We start from the raw sequence: 19,167 nt of genomic DNA on the forward strand, positions 1-19,167 counted from the left end.
AAAAACGTTATAAATCAAATAGATAAAAATATTTCACGATGGTCGTCAAAAATTGGCACAGCGGCTGCTATACCTCTCGCAACGAACAGGACAACACAGCGAGACGCCACGATGGCCAACTTCAACCTCTTCAACACGCAATCGAAAACCCTGCCGGCCTGCGACACTTTAAATGCTTCCGGAGCCGCGGCTTATGCCTACACGCCCAAGCATCAATTGGCTCAGTTGGCAGTCACCGGTTGCCTGAATTCGACCTTTTACGCATCCGCGCAAAGTCACTTGGATCAGGTGTTGAAGCTGGTGGCGGAGCTGGACAGCCGTTTCGTGGCAAATGCCGCTCTTTATGCTCGCCAGAAAGGACACATGAAAGACATGCCGGCGTTGTTGCTGGCAGCGCTGACGGCTCAGCGTTCGGCGCTGGTGCCGGAGGTGTTCGGGCAGGTCGTGGACAGCGGCAAGATGCTGCGCAACTTCGTGCAGATCCTGCGCAGTGGCGCCACCGGTCGCCGCTCCCTCGGTTCTCAACCCAAGCGTCTGGTGCAGAACTGGCTGAACAGCGCGACCGAGCGACAGCTGTTGCAGGCATCGATCGGCAATCAGCCTTCGCTGGCGGATGTGGTGAAGATGGTTCACCCAAAACCGTCCGAGGCCTGGCGCGAAGCTTTTTTTGCCTGGGTGATCGGTAAACCGGTGGATGCACAGGCGTTGCCCGCACTGACTCGCGATTTGCTGGCCTTTCGCAGCGGTGCGAGTGATCAAGTGCCTGAAGTGCCGTTTCAATTGCTCGGTAACGAAACATTGAGCAAGGAGCAATGGGCGGCTCAGGCACGAAACATGGGCTGGCATGGCCTGCGTATCAACCTTAATACGCTGGCGCGCCACGGTGCTTTTGAAGTACCGGGTTGCACCGAATACGTGGCCGTGCGGTTGGCGGATCCTGAAGCGGTCGCTAAAGCGCGGGTGTATCCGTACCAGTTGCTGGCGGCGTACAGGATGGTCGGCGATGACGTGCCGGCGCTGATTCGCGAGGCTTTGCAGGATGCGCTGGAGCTGTCGTTGACCAATGTGCCGAAGCTTCCGGGTGCGGTGGTGGTTTGCCCGGATGTTTCCGGCTCGATGGGCAGCCCGCTGACCGGTTACCGTCAGGGCGCGACCACGGCGGTGCGCTGCATCGATGTGGCGGCGTTGATTACGGCGGCGGTGTTGCGCAAACAACCGACGGCGCGGGTGATGCCGTTCGAATGGAAGGTGGTGGATATCACTCTCAACCCGCGCGACAGTGTGATCAGTAATGCCGAAAAGCTTGCGGGCATTTTCGGCGGCGGAACCTGCTGCTCGGCGCCGTTGAAGAAGCTGGCGGACAGCAAGGCCAGGGTCGATACGCTGATCATGGTGTCGGACAACGAATCCTGGATCGATGCGCGACGCCAGGGCGCCAGCGAGACGATGCTGCAATGGGAACGGATAAAGCGCATCAACCCCCAGGCACGCCTGATTTGCATTGACCTGCAACCGGGTTGGGCGACACCAGCGGCGGATCGTGACGACATCCTGAATGTCGGCGGTTTCAGTGACGCGGTGTTCGATGTGATCGAGCAGTTCACTGCCGGCCTGTACGGACCGCAGCACTGGGTCGAAGCGATTGAAAGCATGGGGTGAAGCGCTGAGCCGCCCAACGAATTGATTTGTCACGGGCACTGAATGCCGGTGGGACTACATCCAAGACGTCCCACCAAACCCTTGTCAGTGCGCGTGACGGCACGAATGCCGATGGCTGTACATTTGAGGCCGGCTAACCCCGGTGCGCGGCAACGCGCAACAGTCATCAACCTTTGTCGTGCCACCTTTTTTTGAATCTGCCGGCGACTGCCGGTGGGACTACTTGAAGAATCGAGATGATGAAAGAACACACTTACCAACTGCTGGAAGTCGCCAACGGCAAACCGATCAAGCTCTGGACCGAAGGCGTCCCGGTGGAAAACGAAGCGCGCGAGCAGTTGATGAACACGGCGAAGATGCCCTTCATCTTCAAGCACCTGGCGGTCATGCCGGACGTCCATCTGGGCAAGGGCTCGACCATCGGCAGCGTGATTCCAACGGTCGGCGCGATCATCCCGGCAGCGGTCGGGGTGGACATCGGTTGCGGCATGATTGCCGCGCGAACCTCGCTGACTGCGGCCGATCTGCCGGACAATCTGCATGGCCTGCGCAGTGCCATCGAGCAAGCGGTGCCTCATGGCCGCAGTTCGACCCGGTCGCGCCGTGACAAAGGCGCCTGGGACGAAGTCCCGCAACAGGCCGATCAGGCCTGGGCGGCGTTGAATCCACGGTTCAAGGCGATCACCGACAAGTACCCGAAACTGGCCAACACCAACAACCGCGGGCATCTCGGAACACTGGGCAGCGGTAACCACTTCATCGAAGTGTGCCTGGATGAGGCCAACCGGGTCTGGTTCATGTTGCACAGCGGCTCGCGCGGTGTCGGCAACGCCATCGGCAACCTGTTCATCCAGATGGCCCAGGCGGATATGCGTCAGCACATCGCCAACCTGCCGGATCGTGACCTGGCGTACTTCGAAGAAGGCAGCCGGCATTTTGATGACTACGTGGAAGCCGTGGGCTGGGCCCAGGATTTCGCCAAGCAGAACCGTGCGCTGATGATGCAAGCGGTGATTCAGGCCACGCGGCAGATCATCCGCAAGCCATTCGACGTCGCGCTGGAAGCGGTGAACTGCCACCACAACTACGTGCAGAAAGAGCGGCATTTCGGCGAGGACATTCTGGTCACCCGCAAAGGCGCGGTGTCAGCGAAGAAGGGCGAGTTGGGGATCATTCCCGGTTCGATGGGCGCCAAGAGTTTCATCGTGCGCGGTCTGGGCAACGAAGAATCGTTTTGCTCCTGCAGCCACGGTGCCGGTCGAACCATGAGCCGAACCAAGGCCAAAACACCTTCACCGTCGAAGACCAGATCCGCGCCACCGCGCACGTTGAATGCCGCAAGGACGCTGCGGTGATCGATGAAATTCCGATGGCCTACAAGGACATCGACAAAGTCATGCACGCCCAGCGTGAGCTGGTTGAAGTGCTGCACACCCTGCGTCAGGTGGTGTGCGTCAAGGGATAACGCGTGCCGCAAGGCACGCCGGAACAAGGATTGAAGGACATGAAATTCGAAGAACGTCACCCGCTGTGCAGCGCCATGCGCGCCCGGGTGCTGGAAGAACTGGCGCGCATAGAACGCGAACGCAATGTCACGGTGCTGTATGCCTGCGAATCGGGCAGCCGGGCCTGGGGTTTTGCCTCGCCGGACAGTGATTACGATGTGCGCTTCGTTTATGTGGAGAAACCGGAGTGGTTCGTCCAGGTCGATACGCCAAGTGATGTGATCGAGCGGCCGCTGGATGACGAGCTGGATGTCAGTGGCTGGGAGCTGCGCAAAACCCTCGGGCTGTTGCGCAAATCCAACCCGACCTTGCTCGAATGGCTCGACTCACCGCTGGTTTATCGCAGCGAGACTGCAGCGGTTTCTCAGCTGCGGGCACTGGCCGAGGCGTTCTACAGCCCGCCAGCCGCGCGCAATCATTACCTGTCGATGGCGAAGAAGACCTTCCGTGGTTATCTGCAAGGCGAAAGCGTGCGGTTCAAGAAGTACTTCTATGTACTGCGGCCCCTGCTGGCGGTGCGCTGGATCGATCAGGGACGGGGTCGGCCGCCGATGACGTTCAGCGATCTGCTGAGCACCGTCGATGACCGGGCCTTGCTCGATGAAGTCGATGAATTGCTTGCGCTCAAGCGCAATGCCGACGAAAGCGCTTACGGTCCTCGTCGTCCGGCGCTGCATGCGTTCATCGAGGAGGAACTTGAGCGTGTGGTGCCGACATTGCCCCGAACCCGGGAGGATTCGCGCCAGCTCAATCAATTCCTGCGGGAAACCGTTGGTTTGTACGCCTAAGGAAAAAAATGAAACAGGACGTGATTGAGCTGGACGGCGCCATCGGCGGTGGCCAGGTGTTGCGCAGTGCGCTGAGTCTGTCGATGGTGACGGGCCAGGCGTTTCGAATAGAGCGGATTCGGGCCCGTCGCAGTCGTCCGGGCCTGTTGCGCCAGCATCTGACCGCCGTGATGGCGGCGGCGCAGGTCTGCGGTGCGAAGGTCCAGGGGGCTGAACTGGGCTCGCAGACATTGAGCTTCGAGCCAGGGCCGATCCGTGGCGGCGATTATCGCCTTGCCATTGGCACCGCCGGCGGTTGCACCCTGGTGTTGCAAACCTTGCTGCCCGCCTTGTTACTGGCGCCGCAAGCCAGCCGCGTGCGGATCAGCGGCGGCACGCATAATCCGCTGGCACCACCGACCGATTTTCTCAGCCGCAGCTGGCTGCCGCTGCTGCGACGCATGGGCGCGGAGGTTGAACTGACGTTGCTGCGCCACGGGTTTGTACCGGCGGGTGGCGGTGAAATCGACGTCAGGGTGCAACCATCGAAACTGTCAGCACTGCACTTGTGTGAGCGCGGTTTGCCGCTTTCGCAACAGGCGTTTGCGCTGACGGCGGGACTGGCGCCGAGTGTCGGTGTCCGCGAGCTCGAAAGGGTGGCCCAGCGATTGAACATGGTGTCAGCAGAATTGAACACCGTCATCCTTGATCCGGCATGTGGACCGGGCAATGTGCTGCTGCTGGAATATGCGTTTGAACACGTCACCGAGGTTTTCAGCGCTTTCGGTCAAGCCTCACTGCGTTCGGAGAAGGTGGCGGACGCCGCGATCGATCAAGCGACCGATTGGTTGCACAGCGGTGCGGCGGTAGCGGAGCATCTGGCTGATCAACTGCTGTTGCCGATCGTGCTGGCCGGAGGTGGATCGTTTACCACGCCCAGGATGACCGAGCATTTGCACAGCAACATCTCGGTGATCGAGCGGTTTGTACCGATCCACGTCCAGTGCCAGGAAGAAGGCGCAGACCGGTTAAAGGTTGAAGTTCGCGCTCGGGAGCAATAGGCGGCAAATTGCTGGCCCCCGAAAGCTTTCAGTCCCGGCAAACTCGCCTTTTTTCAAAAGGTTAGGTGGGCTATATGCGGACGATTGTCATCACCGTAGCAACGCTTTCCCTCGCTCTGTTCGCGTTGGAGGCCCAGGCCAGGGAACTGAGCAAGAGCCATCGTTTTGCGTGTGCCTGGGGCTCGGACATCGCGGCCGGCGCGCAACAATCGAAGTTGTCAGGGATTTCCCTGTATGGCGCGCGCAAGCGCTTGCAGGCACGCAAGTTTCAGCAACCGTGGATGCGCATGACCGCCATGGGCATTACCGAGCAGACCTATGACAGCGCGTCGCGCCTCAAGCCGGCGGCCGTCAAGCAAACCTACTACGAGCAGTGCGTTCGCCATGAACTGGCCCAGCGTTGAACGAAAAAGCCCGACCTGAAGAGGTCGGGCTTTTTCATGTCCGCTGCAATGACAGCGTCACTTGTCACTTTCGCAATTGACCATCCACGACACGCCAAAACGATCCACCAACATGCCAAAGCGCGCGGCCCAGAAGGTGGCTTCCAGCGGCATGTCGACACGACCGTCCCTGGCCAGGGCGTTAAACACCCGTTCGGCCTCGGCAATGCTGTCGACATTCAGGGAAATCGAACAACCGCTCATGCCTTGGGTCGGGCGATCGGGCGTGGTGTCCGAAGCCATGAGCATCTGATCGCCGACTTTCAGGCAGGTGTGGATGATCAGGTTGTGGTGCTCTTTGGGGACATGTTCGGCGGCCGGGGTTTCGCCGAAGGTCATCATCGCTTCGAGTTTGCCTTGCAGGCATTGCTCGTAAAACGTGAAGGCAGTGCGGCAGTCGCCGTTGAAGATCAGGTACGGGTTGATTTTCATGGTGGTGCTCCCGAATAGGCAGTGGAACGCCGCGCGGCCGGGTGTGCCGAAGCAGCGTCATGGATGGACTCCATCCAGCAAAGCGTTAGATCGCCGGATTTCCAGCCGATGCTGCAAGAATTTCCTTTCGGGGTGACCGATGGTCTGCGGGGGAGGGACGTCAGGAATCGCGCGGATTCTTTTGCACCGCAGCGCCTGCCACCCGAGCGGCAGGTCGGGTTTGCATCAGCGCATCGATCGCCTTGCGATAGTTCTGTCCGCCCAGCGCCATGCTGTTGTTGTGGGTTGCGCCGGGCACCAGCAGCAGGCGCTTCGGCTGCCGGGCGGCGGCGAACAGTTGTTCGCTGAAGCGTGACGGCACGAAGGCGTCGGCCAGACCGTGCACCACCAGCAACGGCATGTGGATTTCGGCGATCTTGTCGATGGAGTCGAATTTCTGCGACAACAGCCAGCGTACCGGAAGGGAGGTGTTGGCCACGGCTGCCGCAACATCCGCCAGGGAGGTAAACGTGGATTCGATGACCAGCCCGCGCACCGGCAGTGGGGTGTGATTTCTGGCGGCATCGCGACCGAGTTCGGCAGCCAGATCGATGGCGACCGCGCCGCCCAGCGAGTGCCCGTAGATCAGGCGTTTGTTCGGATCGGGTTGCAACAGCTGGAAGCGTTCCCAGGCTACCCGGGCATCTTCGTACACCGTGCTTTCCGACGGCAGATCGCCACGGCTCTGGCCGAAACCGCGATAGTCGATGGCCAATACCGAATAACCTGCCGCGCGCAATTGTTCGATACGAAACAGTTGCCCTGTCAGATTCCAGCGTACGCCATGCAAATAAAGAATGGCCGGTGCATCGGCGCGCTCTGCCGGCCACCACCATGCGTGAATGTTTTGCCCGGCCTTGAAGCTTTTCGGTTGCAGGTCGAGTTCCTGCACGCTGCCGGGCAAGCCGTGATACCAGCCGGCGGTGCCCGGTTCAATGCGAAACAGCAGCTTGCGCTCGGTGTGTTCCAGCACGGCACAACTCGCCGGCACGCCGATGATCAGGGCAGCCATGCAGGCGAACGCCAGACGGCGGCGTCGAAGTCGGGTCATGAAGGCGAGGAACATTAAACGTTTCACCAAGGCGCGGACAAAGAACGCTTTTTACCAGATGCCTTGACCCGCGCGTGACATTTTCGACCACCGCACGCCTGCAACGATTACAAAATGCTGCAACGACTCAATCGATCTTCAGCACGATTTTGCCGATGTGGTCGCCCGCTTCCATGTGCGCATGGGCCTTGGCTGCGTCGGCGAGCGGGTAGACCTTGTCGATGATCGGCAGGCAACGCCCGGCAGCCAGCGCCGGCCAGACGTGTTCGCGCAATTGATCGGCGATGGCGGCTTTTTCCGCCGAGGTACGGGCGCGAAGCAGGGAACCGGTGACCACCGCACGCTTGCCGAGGATGGCCAGCAGATCGATGTCATTGGCCCGCGCGCCGCCGAGGAAGCCGATCATTACCAACCGCCCATCCATTCCCAAGGCGCTGATGTTCTCGTTGAGGTACGAGCCGCCCATGATGTCGAGGATCACATTGACGCCCTGGCCGGCGGTTTTTTCAGCGATGACAGCGGCGAAATCCTGTTCCCGGTAGTTGATCGCTTCGCCGCCCAGATTGTGGATCGCTGCGCATTTGTCGGCGCTGCCGGCGGTGGCGAAAGCTTCGATGCCAAACTCGCGGCACAGCATCAACGCGGTGGTGCCGATGCCGCTGGTGCCGCCGTGGATCAAGACGCGCTGGCCACGGCTGGCGCCGCCGAGGCCGAACAGGTTGGCCCATACGGTGAAAAAGGTTTCCGGAATGGCCGCTGCCTGGATCCAGTCCAGCCCATCGGGGATCGGCAAGACCTGGCCCGCCGGAACCGCGCAGTATTCGGCGTAACCGCCGCCATTGGTCAGCGCACACACCCGATCACCCACCGCGAATGTGCTGACGCCATTGCCGACCGCCACGACTTCACCCGCCACTTCAAGGCCCGGGATCGGGTTCATGCCGGGTTTCATCGGGTACTTGCCGGCGCGTTGCAGGGCGTCCGGGCGATTGACGCCGGCGGCGTGCACACGGATCAGCACTTCGCCTTCTGCGACGACCGGCAGCGGCACGCGTCGGGATTGCAGAACCTCGGGCCCACCCGGTTCGGTGATTTCGATTCGGGTCATTTCAGTGGGCAACGTCATTTTCGATTCCTCTTGAAAAAGTGATCAGTAGATGGGAACGCAGTCAGGGCGCAATGATTCCCGTCATTCGGCGCAGCAGCGTTGTTCGACGGAGGAGGGCAGCAATTTCATGGCGTGCTCAAGTATCAGCGCGATCACCATGGCACCGCCGGCAATCACGAAGACCAGCGCATGTTGTCCGCCCGTGGCGTTGAACAGCGCCGAATAGGCGAAGCCCGCCAGCGCCTGAAACGTGGCGAACGACACCGTGGCCCGGCTCCACGCCACCTGTTGGCGATGGTGATCCGGCACCAGCTCATGCACCCGGGCCAGTGCCAGCGGCACAATGCCCGGCGGAAATGAACCAAGGATCACCGCCAGCAGCGCCAACGCCAGGAACGAATGTGAAACCGCCAGCAAACCCAGGGTGATCGCCTGCACCACCAGCACCAGACGAATGCCGGTCCGCGCGCCAAGGTGATCGGCGAGGAAGCCATAACTCACCGGGCCGACGATGGCGCCCAGGCCGTACATGACCCAGATCAGCGCGCCGACGTGCGCCCCGGCGCCCAGGCCACGGGCGACGTAATCCACCAGGAAAACCATGGCCGGCACCAGCCCGGCGGCCATGAATGCGTATTGGGCAAACAGCAGATAAACAGCAGGCGGTGTCGGAGCGACCGGTTCCACTTCAGCGGTGGTGGTGATTGCATGGGGCAGCTGCGAGGGCCAGCCGAACCAGCTCAATGCCGTCAGTGCCAGCGACAAAGCGCCCAATCCCAGCCAGGTCGCCTGCAGGCCAAGGCTCAACAGCAGCGGAACAATCGTGCCCGATCCGGCGATGCCCAGACCGATGCCGAGGAAAATCGCCCCGCTGGCCAGGCCTTTGCGCGCGGCCGGTACATGGGGCAATACAGTCGCAGCCACCAGCACCATGATCGCGCCGCCTGCGATCCCGGACAGCAGGCGCCAGCCGAAATACCAGCTCACCGACACGGGATACGCACAGGCAAAAAACGCCACGGTCACCGCCAGCATCATCAGTCGCAAGGCATTTCTCTGGGTGAGCCGACGTGCCAGCGGTCGGCCGAGGAGGGCGCCGATCAGGTAACCGACCAGGTTGGCCGCGCCGAGATAGACCACATCATGGGCGGAAAACCACTGCGCCTGAATCAGCGAAGGGATCAGCGGTGTGTAGGCGAAACGTGCCAGACCGATGCTGACCAGGCTGGCGCAGAGGCCGGCGAAGATCGCCAGCCAGACACTTGTGTCCGGACGTTCGGGCGAAGCAGTTGAAGTGTGCATGACGGCAATCCTTTGAAAGGTTTATGGCGCCCAGCATATCGGCTATCGTTGCTGCGTTAATGCAGCGAGTTTGCGTGATAGTGATGCGTTTATGCATCAATGGAGAACGGTATGAACTGGGATGATGCACGGGTGTTTCTTGCGGTCTGCCGCGAGTCGACATTGCGCGGCGCCGCGCGCGTGCTGGGCGTGGATCAGGCAACGGTCGGGCGCCGCATCACGGCACTGGAAAAGTCGCTGGGCGCGACCTTGTTTCTGCGCACCTCCGAGGGCTATGCACTGACGGCCGTCGGCGAAGCGGCGCTCAAGTCGGTAGAAAAAATGGAGCATTCGGCGCTGGAGCTGGAACGGCGTATCCAAGGCCTGGACGATCGCCTGACCGGCAGTGTGCGGGTCAGCACCACCGATTCGCTGGCCATCGATTTCCTGATCCCGGCCATTGCGCAGTTGCACGAACGGCATCCGGACGTGCGCGTGCAACTGGACGCCTCCACGCAGATCCTCAGCCTGGCCAAACGCGAAGCGGACATCGCCGTGCGCAACACCCGCCCGGACAATCCGGACCTGATCGCCCGGCGCATCGCGCGTTGGCCGGTGGGATTGTTTGCCTCGCAGGCCTATGTCGACAGCCATGGCGTGCCGGCGCCGGGCAGTGCGTTCGAGGGCCATGATCTGGTGGTGTACCAGCCGTATCTGCAAAGCAACAAGGATCTGACCCTCGTGTCGGAGCCCATGACTCGCGGGCGGATCGTCGCCGGTCTTAGCTCCAGCCTGTTGGTACGCCGCTCGATTGCCGCCGGGTTGGGGGTAGGAGAAATCCCGGTCTACATGGGCGAGCGTGATGGTCTGGTCAGGTTGTGGCCGGAGCGCACGCGGCCGTTGCCTTATGAAGTGTGGCTGGTGACCCATGCGGATTTACGCCACACCGCGCGGGTCAGAGCGGTGATCGAACACATTGTCGAAGCGTTTGTGCTGGAAAACGAATAGTTGTTCTGCGAAAAAAACGGCCTTCACTGAAGGCCGTTTTTTGTGAGCGTTGAAACCGCTGCCTCATGGCATTTCCGGCAGTTCCTGTGGGCGCAGATCAAACACCAGGACTTCGGCATTCTGGCCATTGCTCAGGGTCAGCGCCTGTTCTTCACGAACCCGCACGCCGTCGCCTTCCTTCAACTGCACGCCGTTCAATTCCACGCTGCCGCGAGCAACATGCACATAGGCGTAGCGATTGGCGGGCAGCTTGAGGGTGGCGCTTTCCTGGCCATCGAACAGCCCGGCATACACCCGTGCATCCTGGCGCACTTTCAGCGAGCCGTGGCTGCCTTCGGGCGAAATGATCAGTTGCAGGCGACCGCGTTTTTTCTGTTCGCTGAAGTGTTCTTGCTGGTAGCGCGGTTTGGCGCCACTGACATCCGGCACGATCCAGATCTGCAGGAAGTGCACAGGCTTGCTCGCCGAGTGGTTGAACTCGCTGTGGGCCACGCCGCTGCCGGCGCTCATCAGTTGCACATCGCCGGGGCGGATCACCGAACCGGTGCCGAGGGTGTCCTTGTGTTCAAGGGCGCCTTCGAGCACATAGGAGAAAATCTCCATGTCACGGTGCGGGTGCTGGCCAAAGCCCTTGCCGGCGGCGACGCGGTCATCGTTGATCACCAGCAGGTCGGAGAAACCCTGTTCACGCGGGTCACGGTAGCTGGCGAAGGAAAAGGTGTGGAACGACTTCAACCAGCCATGATTGGCCAGACCACGGTCGGAAGCTTTACGAAGGGTCAGCATGATGAAATCTCCTTTCAGGACGTTGATTCGTCCGAGTGAGGAGAAGGTTACTGGTTACCATGCGATGCAATAAGTAGATGAAAATTGAAATACTGTCCTGTTTTGGTTGACAGTTGTGTGCACTGGATCACGCATTCTTTTCCAACGTTTTCACCGTATCTGGCCATAATGCGCAGACTTATGACTTTGCTTGGATTTTGGTGATGCCCACATGAAGACCGTGGCAATGGTGCTGTTTCCGGATTTTCTGCTGCTCGACATGGCTGGGCCGCTGGAAGTCTTTTCGGTTGCCAACCGCTACCTGAAACCGCAAGACCACTATCACCTGACCACCCTGGGCACCGAGCGCGGGCCGTTGCGTGCGTCCAATGGCGTCCTCGTGCACACCGATCGGCATATGGACGAAGCCGATGAGCGCTACGACTTGCTGCTGGTGCCGGGTGGCCCCGGCGCCTACAACGAAAAACACCCGCCGCTGCTCGCCTGGCTGCAAGGTGCGGTGACGCGTGCCGGGCAGTACGGTTCGATCTGTACCGGCGCTTTCGTGCTTGGCCATGCCGGGTTGCTCGATGGCTATCGTGTGACTACCCACTGGAATTACACCGAACGCTTGATCAAGGGCTTTCCGAAGGCAAACGTCGCGACCGACCAGATTTTTATTGAGGATCGCAACCTGATCACCTCCGGAGGTGTCACGGCCGGCATCGATATGGCGTTGGCGGTGGTGGCTCGCGATCATGGCAAAAAGATTGCCCAGGACGTGGCCAAGGTGCTGCTGGTGGTCATGAAGCGCCAGGGCGGGCAAGCGCAGTTCAGCCCGTTGATGGCAGCGGTGGCGCCCCAGGAAACGCCGATTACCCGGGTGCAGAACCATGTGCTGGAACATCTGGAGGAAGCCTTCACCGTCGAGCGCATGGCGGGACTTGCGAACATGAGCGCACGGCACTTCGCCCGGGTGTTCGCTCGGGAGGTCAACATGACGCCCATGGAATTCCTGCAAAGTGCACGTATCGATTGCGCGCGAAATCTGCTGGAAACCAGCGATCTGCCGCTGAAAACCGTGGCCTACAAAAGCGGTTTCGGCAGTGTGCGGCACATGCGGTTTCTGTTCGGCGAAAAGCTCGGGCTGACCCCCACGCAATATCGCGAACAGTTCAGCTAGAGCGGTTCTGTCCGTTCCGGGCATCCGGATGTCCGTGCTGGACCCCGCGTGGTGGTTGTACCGTCATCGAGGCCTGCGAAGATAACGGACATGAACAGCCTCAACGAATTGAACTCGGCGTCGGTCCTGCGCTTCGGGCCGTACGCGTTCCATTTGCGCCAGCGGCTGATCCTCGAAGGGGATCGGCAATTGCGCATGGGCGGGCGTGCGCTGGACATTCTGCAAGTGCTGGTCGAGCGCGCCGGCCAGGTGGTCAGCAAAGAGCAATTGATCGCGCTGGTGTGGCCGACCTCGGTGGTCGAGGAGATCAACCTGCGGGTGCACATCGCCGCGCTGCGCCGGGCCCTTGGCGACGGCGAGAACGGTCAGCGCTACATCGTCAATGTCCCGCAATGCGGGTACAGTTTCGTGGCGCCGGTGCAGGGCGACAGCGTCGCGCAGGTGGTGTTCGAAAGCCTGCAAGCACCCCAGCACAATTTGCCTGCACGACTGACGCCGGTCACCGGACGCGATTCGCTGGTCGGTGGTCTGGTGCGGCAACTGCCGTTGTCCCGGCTACTGACGGTGACGGGGCCTGCCGGCGTTGGCAAAAGCACCGTGGCGTTACGCGCAGCGGAACTGCTGCTGCAGCATTTTCGTGACGGCGTGTGGCAGGTGGATCTGTCGCTGGTCGGCGATGACATCCCGCTCCTCGATCACCTGCTGAAAACCCTCGACACTGATTTCCCCACCCTCGCAGCGCGTCACGCCTTGCTGGTGCTGGACAACTGCGAGCATCTGCACGAAGCCTGCCGGAACCTGGTGCAAAAACTCCTCGACGCCGCGCCCCGTCTATCGATCCTGGCCACCAGTCGCGAACCGTTACGTCTCGGTCTGGAAGTCCTCCAGCCGCTGCCGCCACTGACCCTTCCCAAAGCCTCGGCCCTCAACAGTGTCGCCGAGGTCATGGGCTATTCGGCGGTGCAGCTGTTTGTCAGTCGTGCCCGTGCCCGTCAACACGGCTTCAGTCTGCGTGAACAGGATCTGGAAACGGTGCGCGATATCTGTCGGCGGCTCGATGGTCTGCCGTTGGCGATCGAACTGGCAGCGGCACAGATCGATGCCTTGGCGCTGGTCGGCCTTCAGACGCAACTGGATCAAGGTCTGCAAGTACTGAGTCACGGTCGCCGTACCGCCGTGCCACGCCATCAGTCGATGAAGGCCGCGCTGGACTGGAGCTATCAGCGCTTGAGCGAGCAGGAACAACGCGTGCTGCAACGCTTGTCGGTGTTCAAGATGGCATTCACCCTGGACGCCGCTATCGGAGTGATCAGTTGCGCGCAACTGCCACCCTCGACACTGGTGGCCGTGGTCGAACAGCTAGCGGCCAAGTCGTTGCTGACCACAGATCGGTCCAGCGGAACACTGCGCTATCGAATGCTCAACACGACGCGCCGCTATGCCCGTGAACGGCTGGAGCAGTGCGGCGAGCTGAATGATGTCGAGCGTCGACACACGCGTTACCTGGGCCGCACCCGGCCGGCCTCAAGCGGCCGACTGAGCGCGCAGTTCGTCGAGCAGTAGACGTACCTTGCGCAAGTCCGGGGTGGCATATCCTTCGGTGAAGCGCTGGTAGACCGGCGCCAGCAATTCGATAGCCTCACGATAACGCGACTGGCGCTGCCACCACTGAGCCAGCGACGTTGCGCTGCGCAGTTCCCAGGCCAGGGCGCCTTGTGTCCGTGCTATCTCAAGCGATTGCTGCAAGGCGCTTTCGACCGTGTGATGGCAGGGCGATTCAGCCGCCAGCAATCGCTCGGCCCGGGCCCGCAAGATCTCCGCAGTACTCCAACCGGCTGCGCCACTTTGCGCCCGTTCCAGCAATGCGTCATCGACGAAATCCGGATCCAGCGTGACCATGATTTCCCTGACCAGACCGCTGTCGGCGGGCGGGATGGCGGGGGCCTTGTCGGCGTCGATCACCTGCGCGTAGTGCCGCGCCCAGGTGTAGAACAGCAGCACCGAATGCTTCTGCGCCTGTTCGAGCAGCAGTTGCAGCAACGCGCGGGCGTTTTGTACGTCGCCGTTGTAATGGGCGATCAGGCACGAGGCGAGTGCCAGGGTGTAGCAGATCGAAGTGCCGTGGTTGATCTGCACCGCGATGTCCAGTGCCTGCCGCGCCGTGCGCCAGGCCTGCTCGGGAAAACCTTGCAGCCACAACACCCGGGCGAGGACGGTCAGCGAGGCGACGCTCTGGTCGTATTGCACGCCGAAACCATGAGTGAAACGGTTGAGGTGGCCACTGTGGGCCATGCGTTGAATGACCTGTTCGGCATGGATTCGCGCCTGATGCTGATCGCCGGCGTAATGCAGCGCGAGCACCCGCAAGCGATGGGTACTCAAGGACAACTGCGCATCGCCGTGCACGCCGAGGCTTTCGAATTGCTCGCTCTGCTCCAGCGCCATCTGGTAATGCCCGCAACTGAGATTGACCGCCATGTGCCCCGACACCGCGCGCAATTGGCCGGCCATGTCGTCGTGCCGTTGCGCCAGCAACCGCGCACTGACGAAGGCTTCGATGGTTTCCGGCGTGCCGCCCCAGGTGTGGTAGCAGGCGCTGCCGAGGGCCAGTTTCAAGGCGATTTCCAGTCGCGGGCAGGGCTTGTCGGATGACGCCAGCAACGCCAGTGCCCGGCGCACATGAACGCCGTACTCCTTGAGCAGGGACAGTTCCTGCCACAACGGTGCCGAGGTCGCCGTCAGACGTACGCCGAGCGCGCGCGAGCCTTGGTCATTCAGCGTCCATTCAAGCGCCGCGCGCAGGTCTTCAAGGCCCCGGGCGTAACGCTCGATCCAGACTTCGGTCGCCGTGTTCTCCCAATCGGCCTGGGCCTGATGCATCAGCGCCAGGCTGCGTTCGGCATGGCGCTCGCGGGTTTCGCCGAGTTCGGCGGCCTGGTCGAGCTTTTCCAATGCATAGCGACGAGTGGTGTCGAGCAGGCGATAAAACACTTCCTCATCACCGACCTCGACGTTGAGCAGCGACTTGGCGACCAGTTGCGTGATCGAGGCAAACACTTCGTTCGATTCGATGTGCTGACCGACGATGACCGCCGCCGCAGATTCCAGCGTGAACGCGCCACGAAACACGCCCAGTCGGCGCAGGCCGGTCTGCTCGCAGGCGTTGAGCAGATTGAAACTCCAGTCCAGCGTAGCGCGCAGGGTTTCATGCCGGCCGAGGCGAGTCTGGTTGCCAGCCGGCAAACGCCCCTGGAGCTGACTCAGCAAACCCTCCAGCCCAAGGCCTGCCACCTGCGCTGCGGCCAGTTCCAGTGCCAGCGGGATGCCGTCCAGCCGCCGACAGATTTCGATGATCAAGGGCAGGTCGGCGTTGCCCGGCTCAAAGTGTTCGTGGGCCGCCATCGCCCGTTCGACGAACAACTGCAACGCAGAAAACCCCATCGCCTGATCGCGGTCGAGCACTGCAATCGGTGGCGGGCAATCGAGAGATTCCAGGCGCTGCACATACTCGCCCTCGGCGCGCAGACTTTCGCGGCTGGTGGCCAGAATATGCACCTGCGGCGCGCCACGCAGAATGCTTTCACTCAGCAACGCCACAGCGTCGATCAAGTGCTCGCAGTTATCGATCACCAGCAGCATCTGCCGCTCGCGCAGGCTGTTGATCAGGCACGCCATCGGCTCGCTGTCATGCAGCGAAAGGTCCAGCAGGGCGGCGAGGTGCGAGCAGATCGAGCCCGGATCGTTGAGCGGTGCCAGGTCCAGCAGCCGAATACCGTCGCGATAACGGCCGATCAATTGTTCGGCGACACGCAGGGCCACGGTGGTCTTGCCGATGCCGCCGGGGCCGACCAGGGTGATGCAGCGCTGGCGCGGCAGTTGCGTCATCAGGCTGTCGATCACCGATTGGCGACCGATCATCCGCGTGCGCCGCAATGGCAGGTTATGCCGACCGAGGTTGGCGGCGGCAGGGCGTTGTTCAATCGATTGCAACACGACCGGCGCGACGAAACTGTAACCACGTTGCGCCACGGTGACGATGTAGCGCTGCCCGGCCTGACCGTCACCGAGGGCCTTGCGCAGTGCGGCCATGTGCACCCGCAGGTTGATGTCTTCCACCACGCTGTCCGGCCAGACCCCGGCGATCAACTGCTGCTTGCTCACCACCTCGCCGGCGTTGGCCAGCAGGATCAGCAGAATGTCCATGGCGCGGCGGCCCAGGCGCAAAGGCTGGTCGCCTTCAAGCACCAGCCGCTGGCCGGGGTGGATCCGATAGGGGCCGAAACCGATGGCCTGATTCGGGGAAAAACTCAACCGCTCACTCCTTCGACGTTTTTTATGATCCTGGTCCGCCTCGGTGAAGAGTCCGTGACGGGCAGGGCGGATGGCGACTTGAGGGGCACGCAAGCCGTCTGAACCGCAGTATCCGGGCATATTCCTCAGGATTTGGCGCCAGCGCAATGTGCACGTTGGGCGCGCGTCCGGGAATCGCTCGGCCTCCAGTGCCGTCACCACTGTATTTAAAGGGTGGAAACCGTGCCCGCTGACCCGACAGCCGGGGAGAATTAACAACGATTAACTCGTCCGTGCCGGCTTCAGAGCCAAAACTGCGGGGCAATGGAATGCATACGTCCGGAGGACGCTGCGATGAGCAAAGTGGTGGTGGTCTATCACAGTGGCTACGGGCATACCCGCGTCATTGCCCAGGCTGTGGCCCAAGGTGTGGAACGTCACCTGGGCAGCACCTGCCTGTTGCTGGCCGTGGAAGACGTGGAAGCCCACTGGGATGACTTGCACCGCGCCGACGCCATCATTTTCGGCGCGCCGACCTACATGGGCAGCGCGTCGGCGGCGTTCAAGCAATTCATGGAGGCCACGGCCTCGTTCTATCTCGCCCGGCCGTGGCGCGACAAGCTCGCGGCGGGCTTCACCAATTCCGGCAGCCTGTGCGGCGACAAGCTCAATACCCTGCTGCAAATGGCGGTGTTTGCGGCCCAGCATTCGATGATCTGGGTCGGGCTTGATCTGTTGCCGGCGCGTGCGTGCGAAGGTGTGTTCGACGGCCAGTTGAATCGCCTCGGCAGCTCCCTCGGTGCGATGTCCCAATCCAGTGTCGAACAACCGCCCGAGCAGGCACCGCCTTTGGAGGACCAACAAACCGCCGCGCACCTGGGCGAGCGGGTGGCGCGACTGGCTCAGCGGATGGCTCGCGGATGAAACCGCCTCAGCGGTTTTTCATGACCTGACAACGCCACGCAAACGGATTGATCCCTTCGCTGCGGGTGAAGATGTGGCAGAAGTGCGCCTGATCGCAGAAGCCGCATTCCAGGCTGATCTGCGTGAGGCTGTGGTTGGTCTGCTGGATCAACAGCTTGGCACGGGCAATGCGCTGGGTACGGATCCAGTCTTGCGGCGAGTACCCGGTGCTGCACTTGAACGCCCGGGAAAAATGACTGCGCGACAGTGAGCAAGCGCTGGCCAGCTCGGTGACTTCAAGGCTGTCGCCGAGGCGTTCGAGGATCAGTTGTTTCACCAGGCGTTCCCGTTGCGGACTGAGGCCGCCGGTGCTGGATTTGCGGTGTTCGCTGGCAGGGGCGAGGGCGACGGTTTGCTGTAAGTGAGCCATGGCCTAGGTCCGTGTCGGGGGGGGGGAACGCACGGTCAGCGCTTTCCCTCAGGTCAAAAAAACAACGCTGCGCAGAGGGATTCATTGTTTGGTGAAGGGCGAGTGCTGACGAGTTAAACGTTGTTAATTCCACCCTCGGCTGCAACTCAGCACACCGCTTCAAGTCCCCATGACGGGAACCGGGCAGGATGGCGACGATTGGGGGCGGGCCATAAGGGGCCGCAGAATCGGGCTCGGGCGAGAGGATGCATATGAAAGATTTGTTCAACGGCGTAATCGGCATGGCGTTGGTCGGTGTGATGTCCACCGCCATGGCGCAGGCACCGCAGGTCGGCACGCAGGCGCCGGGTTATTTCCGGCTGGCGCTGGGCGATTACGAAGTGACGGCGCTGTTCGACGGCTACAACGACTTGTCGCCGAAGCTGCTGCAGGGCATGAGCCAGAGCCAGATTCGCGCGCTGCTGGCCCGTCGCTCGATTGAAACGCCGGGCGTGCAGACCGCGTTCAATGCCTTCCTGGTCAATACCGGCAAACAACTGATTCTGGTGGATACCGGCGCGGGCCAGTGCATCGGCGCCACTGCCGGCCAGCTCTCGGCGAACATGCAGGCAGCCGGTTACAAGCCTGAGCAGGTCGACGCGATTCTGCTGACGCACCTGCACCTTGATCACGTCTGTGGGCTGGTCGACGGCCAGCAACGGCCGATCTTTGCCAATGCCACGGTTTACGCCGCCAAGGCCGAAGCCGATTACTGGCTCGATCCGCAGGCCGAGGCCAAGGCGCCGGCCGGTGCCCGGGAGTTTTTCAAGATCGCCCAGGATTCCACTGCGCCTTACGTGGCGGCCGGGCGCTTCAAGACGTTCGCAGAGGGCCAGTCGCCTTTGCCGGGTGTGGTCGAAGCGACACTGGAAGCCGGGCACACGCCGGGCAGCACCACCTACCGTTTCACTTCGCAGAACCAGAGCATCGTGTTCATGGGCGACCTGGTGCATAACCTGGCGGTGCAGTTCGATCATCCGGAGGTATCGATCCGCTTCGACGTCGACGGTCAGCAGGCGATCAAGAGTCGTAACGCCGTGTTCAGTGCAGCGGCGGCCAACAAGACCTGGGTCACGGCTGCGCACTTACCGTTCCCGGGCATCGGCCACATCACGGCAGTCGACAAGCACTTCCAGTGGGTACCGGTTGAGTACGGCCCCTACAAACGCGCGGCCAAAGTGCCGCTGATCGAGTAAAGTGCGC

The 19,167-nt window shown here is 61.7% G+C and carries 16 protein-coding genes and 1 pseudogene; 10 read left to right on the plus strand and 7 right to left on the minus strand.

Annotated features, from left to right (window positions below):
* The first annotated feature begins 111 nt into the window (after positions 1 to 111).
* The 5 genes and pseudogenes from ACEN93_RS27035 to ACEN93_RS27055 all read left to right on the plus strand — a co-directional run bounded on the left by ACEN93_RS27035 (position 112) and on the right by ACEN93_RS27055 (position 5,396).
* A complete protein-coding gene (locus ACEN93_RS27035) occupies positions 112 to 1,659 on the plus strand; it encodes an RNA-binding protein (RefSeq protein ID WP_495610715.1) in 1,548 nt (515 codons plus the stop codon).
* Between the two features lie 239 nt (positions 1,660 to 1,898).
* A pseudogene (locus tag ACEN93_RS27040) lies at positions 1,899 to 3,124 on the plus strand (RtcB family protein).
* A gap of 39 nt (positions 3,125 to 3,163) precedes the next feature.
* Positions 3,164 to 3,952, plus strand: a complete 789-nt coding sequence (locus ACEN93_RS27045) for a nucleotidyltransferase domain-containing protein (protein ID WP_039771545.1) — start codon at positions 3,164 to 3,166, stop codon at positions 3,950 to 3,952.
* An 8-nt stretch (positions 3,953 to 3,960) separates the two neighbouring features.
* Positions 3,961 to 4,992, plus strand: a complete 1,032-nt coding sequence (rtcA, locus tag ACEN93_RS27050) for an RNA 3'-terminal phosphate cyclase (protein WP_495610716.1) — start codon at positions 3,961 to 3,963, stop codon at positions 4,990 to 4,992.
* A 74-nt stretch (positions 4,993 to 5,066) separates the two neighbouring features.
* Complete coding sequence (locus ACEN93_RS27055) at positions 5,067 to 5,396, plus strand: hypothetical protein (RefSeq protein WP_039771542.1); 330 nt, start codon at positions 5,067 to 5,069, stop codon at positions 5,394 to 5,396.
* Positions 5,397 to 5,453: 57 nt separating this feature from the next.
* On the opposite strand, the gene ACEN93_RS27060 is transcribed toward ACEN93_RS27055, so the two are convergent.
* From ACEN93_RS27060 to ACEN93_RS27075, 4 genes are all read right to left on the minus strand, one after another.
* Positions 5,454 to 5,867 (minus strand): VOC family protein, encoded by a 414-nt coding sequence (locus tag ACEN93_RS27060; protein WP_039771540.1) that lies wholly within the window; start codon positions 5,865 to 5,867, stop codon positions 5,454 to 5,456.
* Positions 5,868 to 6,027: 160 nt separating this feature from the next.
* The gene (locus ACEN93_RS27065) at positions 6,028 to 6,972 is read right to left on the minus strand and encodes an alpha/beta hydrolase (protein ID WP_495610717.1); all 945 of its coding nucleotides are present in this window, start codon (positions 6,970 to 6,972) and stop codon (positions 6,028 to 6,030) included.
* 112 nt (positions 6,973 to 7,084) lie between these two features.
* The gene (locus ACEN93_RS27070; protein ID WP_495610718.1) at positions 7,085 to 8,083 is read right to left on the minus strand and encodes an NAD(P)H-quinone oxidoreductase; all 999 of its coding nucleotides are present in this window, start codon (positions 8,081 to 8,083) and stop codon (positions 7,085 to 7,087) included.
* Positions 8,084 to 8,146: 63 nt separating this feature from the next.
* A complete protein-coding gene (locus ACEN93_RS27075) occupies positions 8,147 to 9,367 on the minus strand; it encodes a YbfB/YjiJ family MFS transporter (RefSeq protein ID WP_495610719.1) in 1,221 nt (406 codons plus the stop codon).
* Positions 9,368 to 9,478: 111 nt separating this feature from the next.
* On the opposite strand from ACEN93_RS27075, the gene ACEN93_RS27080 reads away from it, so the two are divergent.
* On the plus strand, positions 9,479 to 10,354 hold the full coding sequence (locus ACEN93_RS27080; protein ID WP_039771533.1) for a LysR family transcriptional regulator: 876 nt from the start codon (positions 9,479 to 9,481) through the stop codon (positions 10,352 to 10,354).
* Positions 10,355 to 10,417: 63 nt separating this feature from the next.
* Here the strand turns inward: ACEN93_RS27080 and ACEN93_RS27085 are convergent, their stop codons facing one another.
* Positions 10,418 to 11,140 (minus strand): pirin family protein, encoded by a 723-nt coding sequence (locus tag ACEN93_RS27085; protein WP_085667856.1) that lies wholly within the window; start codon positions 11,138 to 11,140, stop codon positions 10,418 to 10,420.
* Positions 11,141 to 11,351: 211 nt separating this feature from the next.
* On the opposite strand from ACEN93_RS27085, the gene ACEN93_RS27090 reads away from it, so the two are divergent.
* Positions 11,352 to 12,302 (plus strand): GlxA family transcriptional regulator, encoded by a 951-nt coding sequence (locus tag ACEN93_RS27090; protein WP_039771528.1) that lies wholly within the window; start codon positions 11,352 to 11,354, stop codon positions 12,300 to 12,302.
* Between the two features lie 90 nt (positions 12,303 to 12,392).
* Entirely contained in the window at positions 12,393 to 13,865 is a 1,473-nt protein-coding gene (locus ACEN93_RS27095) for an ATP-binding protein (RefSeq protein ID WP_495610720.1), read from the plus strand.
* Here ACEN93_RS27095 and ACEN93_RS27100 read toward each other — a convergent pair.
* Positions 13,827 to 16,613: an ATP-binding protein gene (locus ACEN93_RS27100; protein ID WP_495610721.1), complete on the minus strand. Its 2,787-nt coding sequence runs from the start codon at positions 16,611 to 16,613 to the stop codon at positions 13,827 to 13,829. The genes ACEN93_RS27095 and ACEN93_RS27100 overlap by 39 nt on opposite strands.
* A 333-nt stretch (positions 16,614 to 16,946) precedes the next feature.
* Here ACEN93_RS27100 and ACEN93_RS27105 point away from each other — a divergent pair, with 333 nt between their 5' ends.
* On the plus strand, positions 16,947 to 17,516 hold the full coding sequence (locus ACEN93_RS27105; RefSeq protein ID WP_495610722.1) for a flavodoxin family protein: 570 nt from the start codon (positions 16,947 to 16,949) through the stop codon (positions 17,514 to 17,516).
* Between the two features lie 7 nt (positions 17,517 to 17,523).
* Here the strand turns inward: ACEN93_RS27105 and ACEN93_RS27110 are convergent, their stop codons facing one another.
* Positions 17,524 to 17,925, minus strand: a complete 402-nt coding sequence (locus tag ACEN93_RS27110; protein ID WP_039771519.1) for a helix-turn-helix domain-containing protein — start codon at positions 17,923 to 17,925, stop codon at positions 17,524 to 17,526.
* A 251-nt stretch (positions 17,926 to 18,176) separates the two neighbouring features.
* Here ACEN93_RS27110 and ACEN93_RS27115 point away from each other — a divergent pair, with 251 nt between their 5' ends.
* The gene (locus tag ACEN93_RS27115; protein WP_495610723.1) at positions 18,177 to 19,160 is read left to right on the plus strand and encodes an MBL fold metallo-hydrolase; all 984 of its coding nucleotides are present in this window, start codon (positions 18,177 to 18,179) and stop codon (positions 19,158 to 19,160) included.
* The last annotated feature ends 7 nt before the right edge of the window (positions 19,161 to 19,167 follow it).

The sequence above is a fragment of the Pseudomonas sp. Pseusp21 genome (assembly GCF_059492145.1).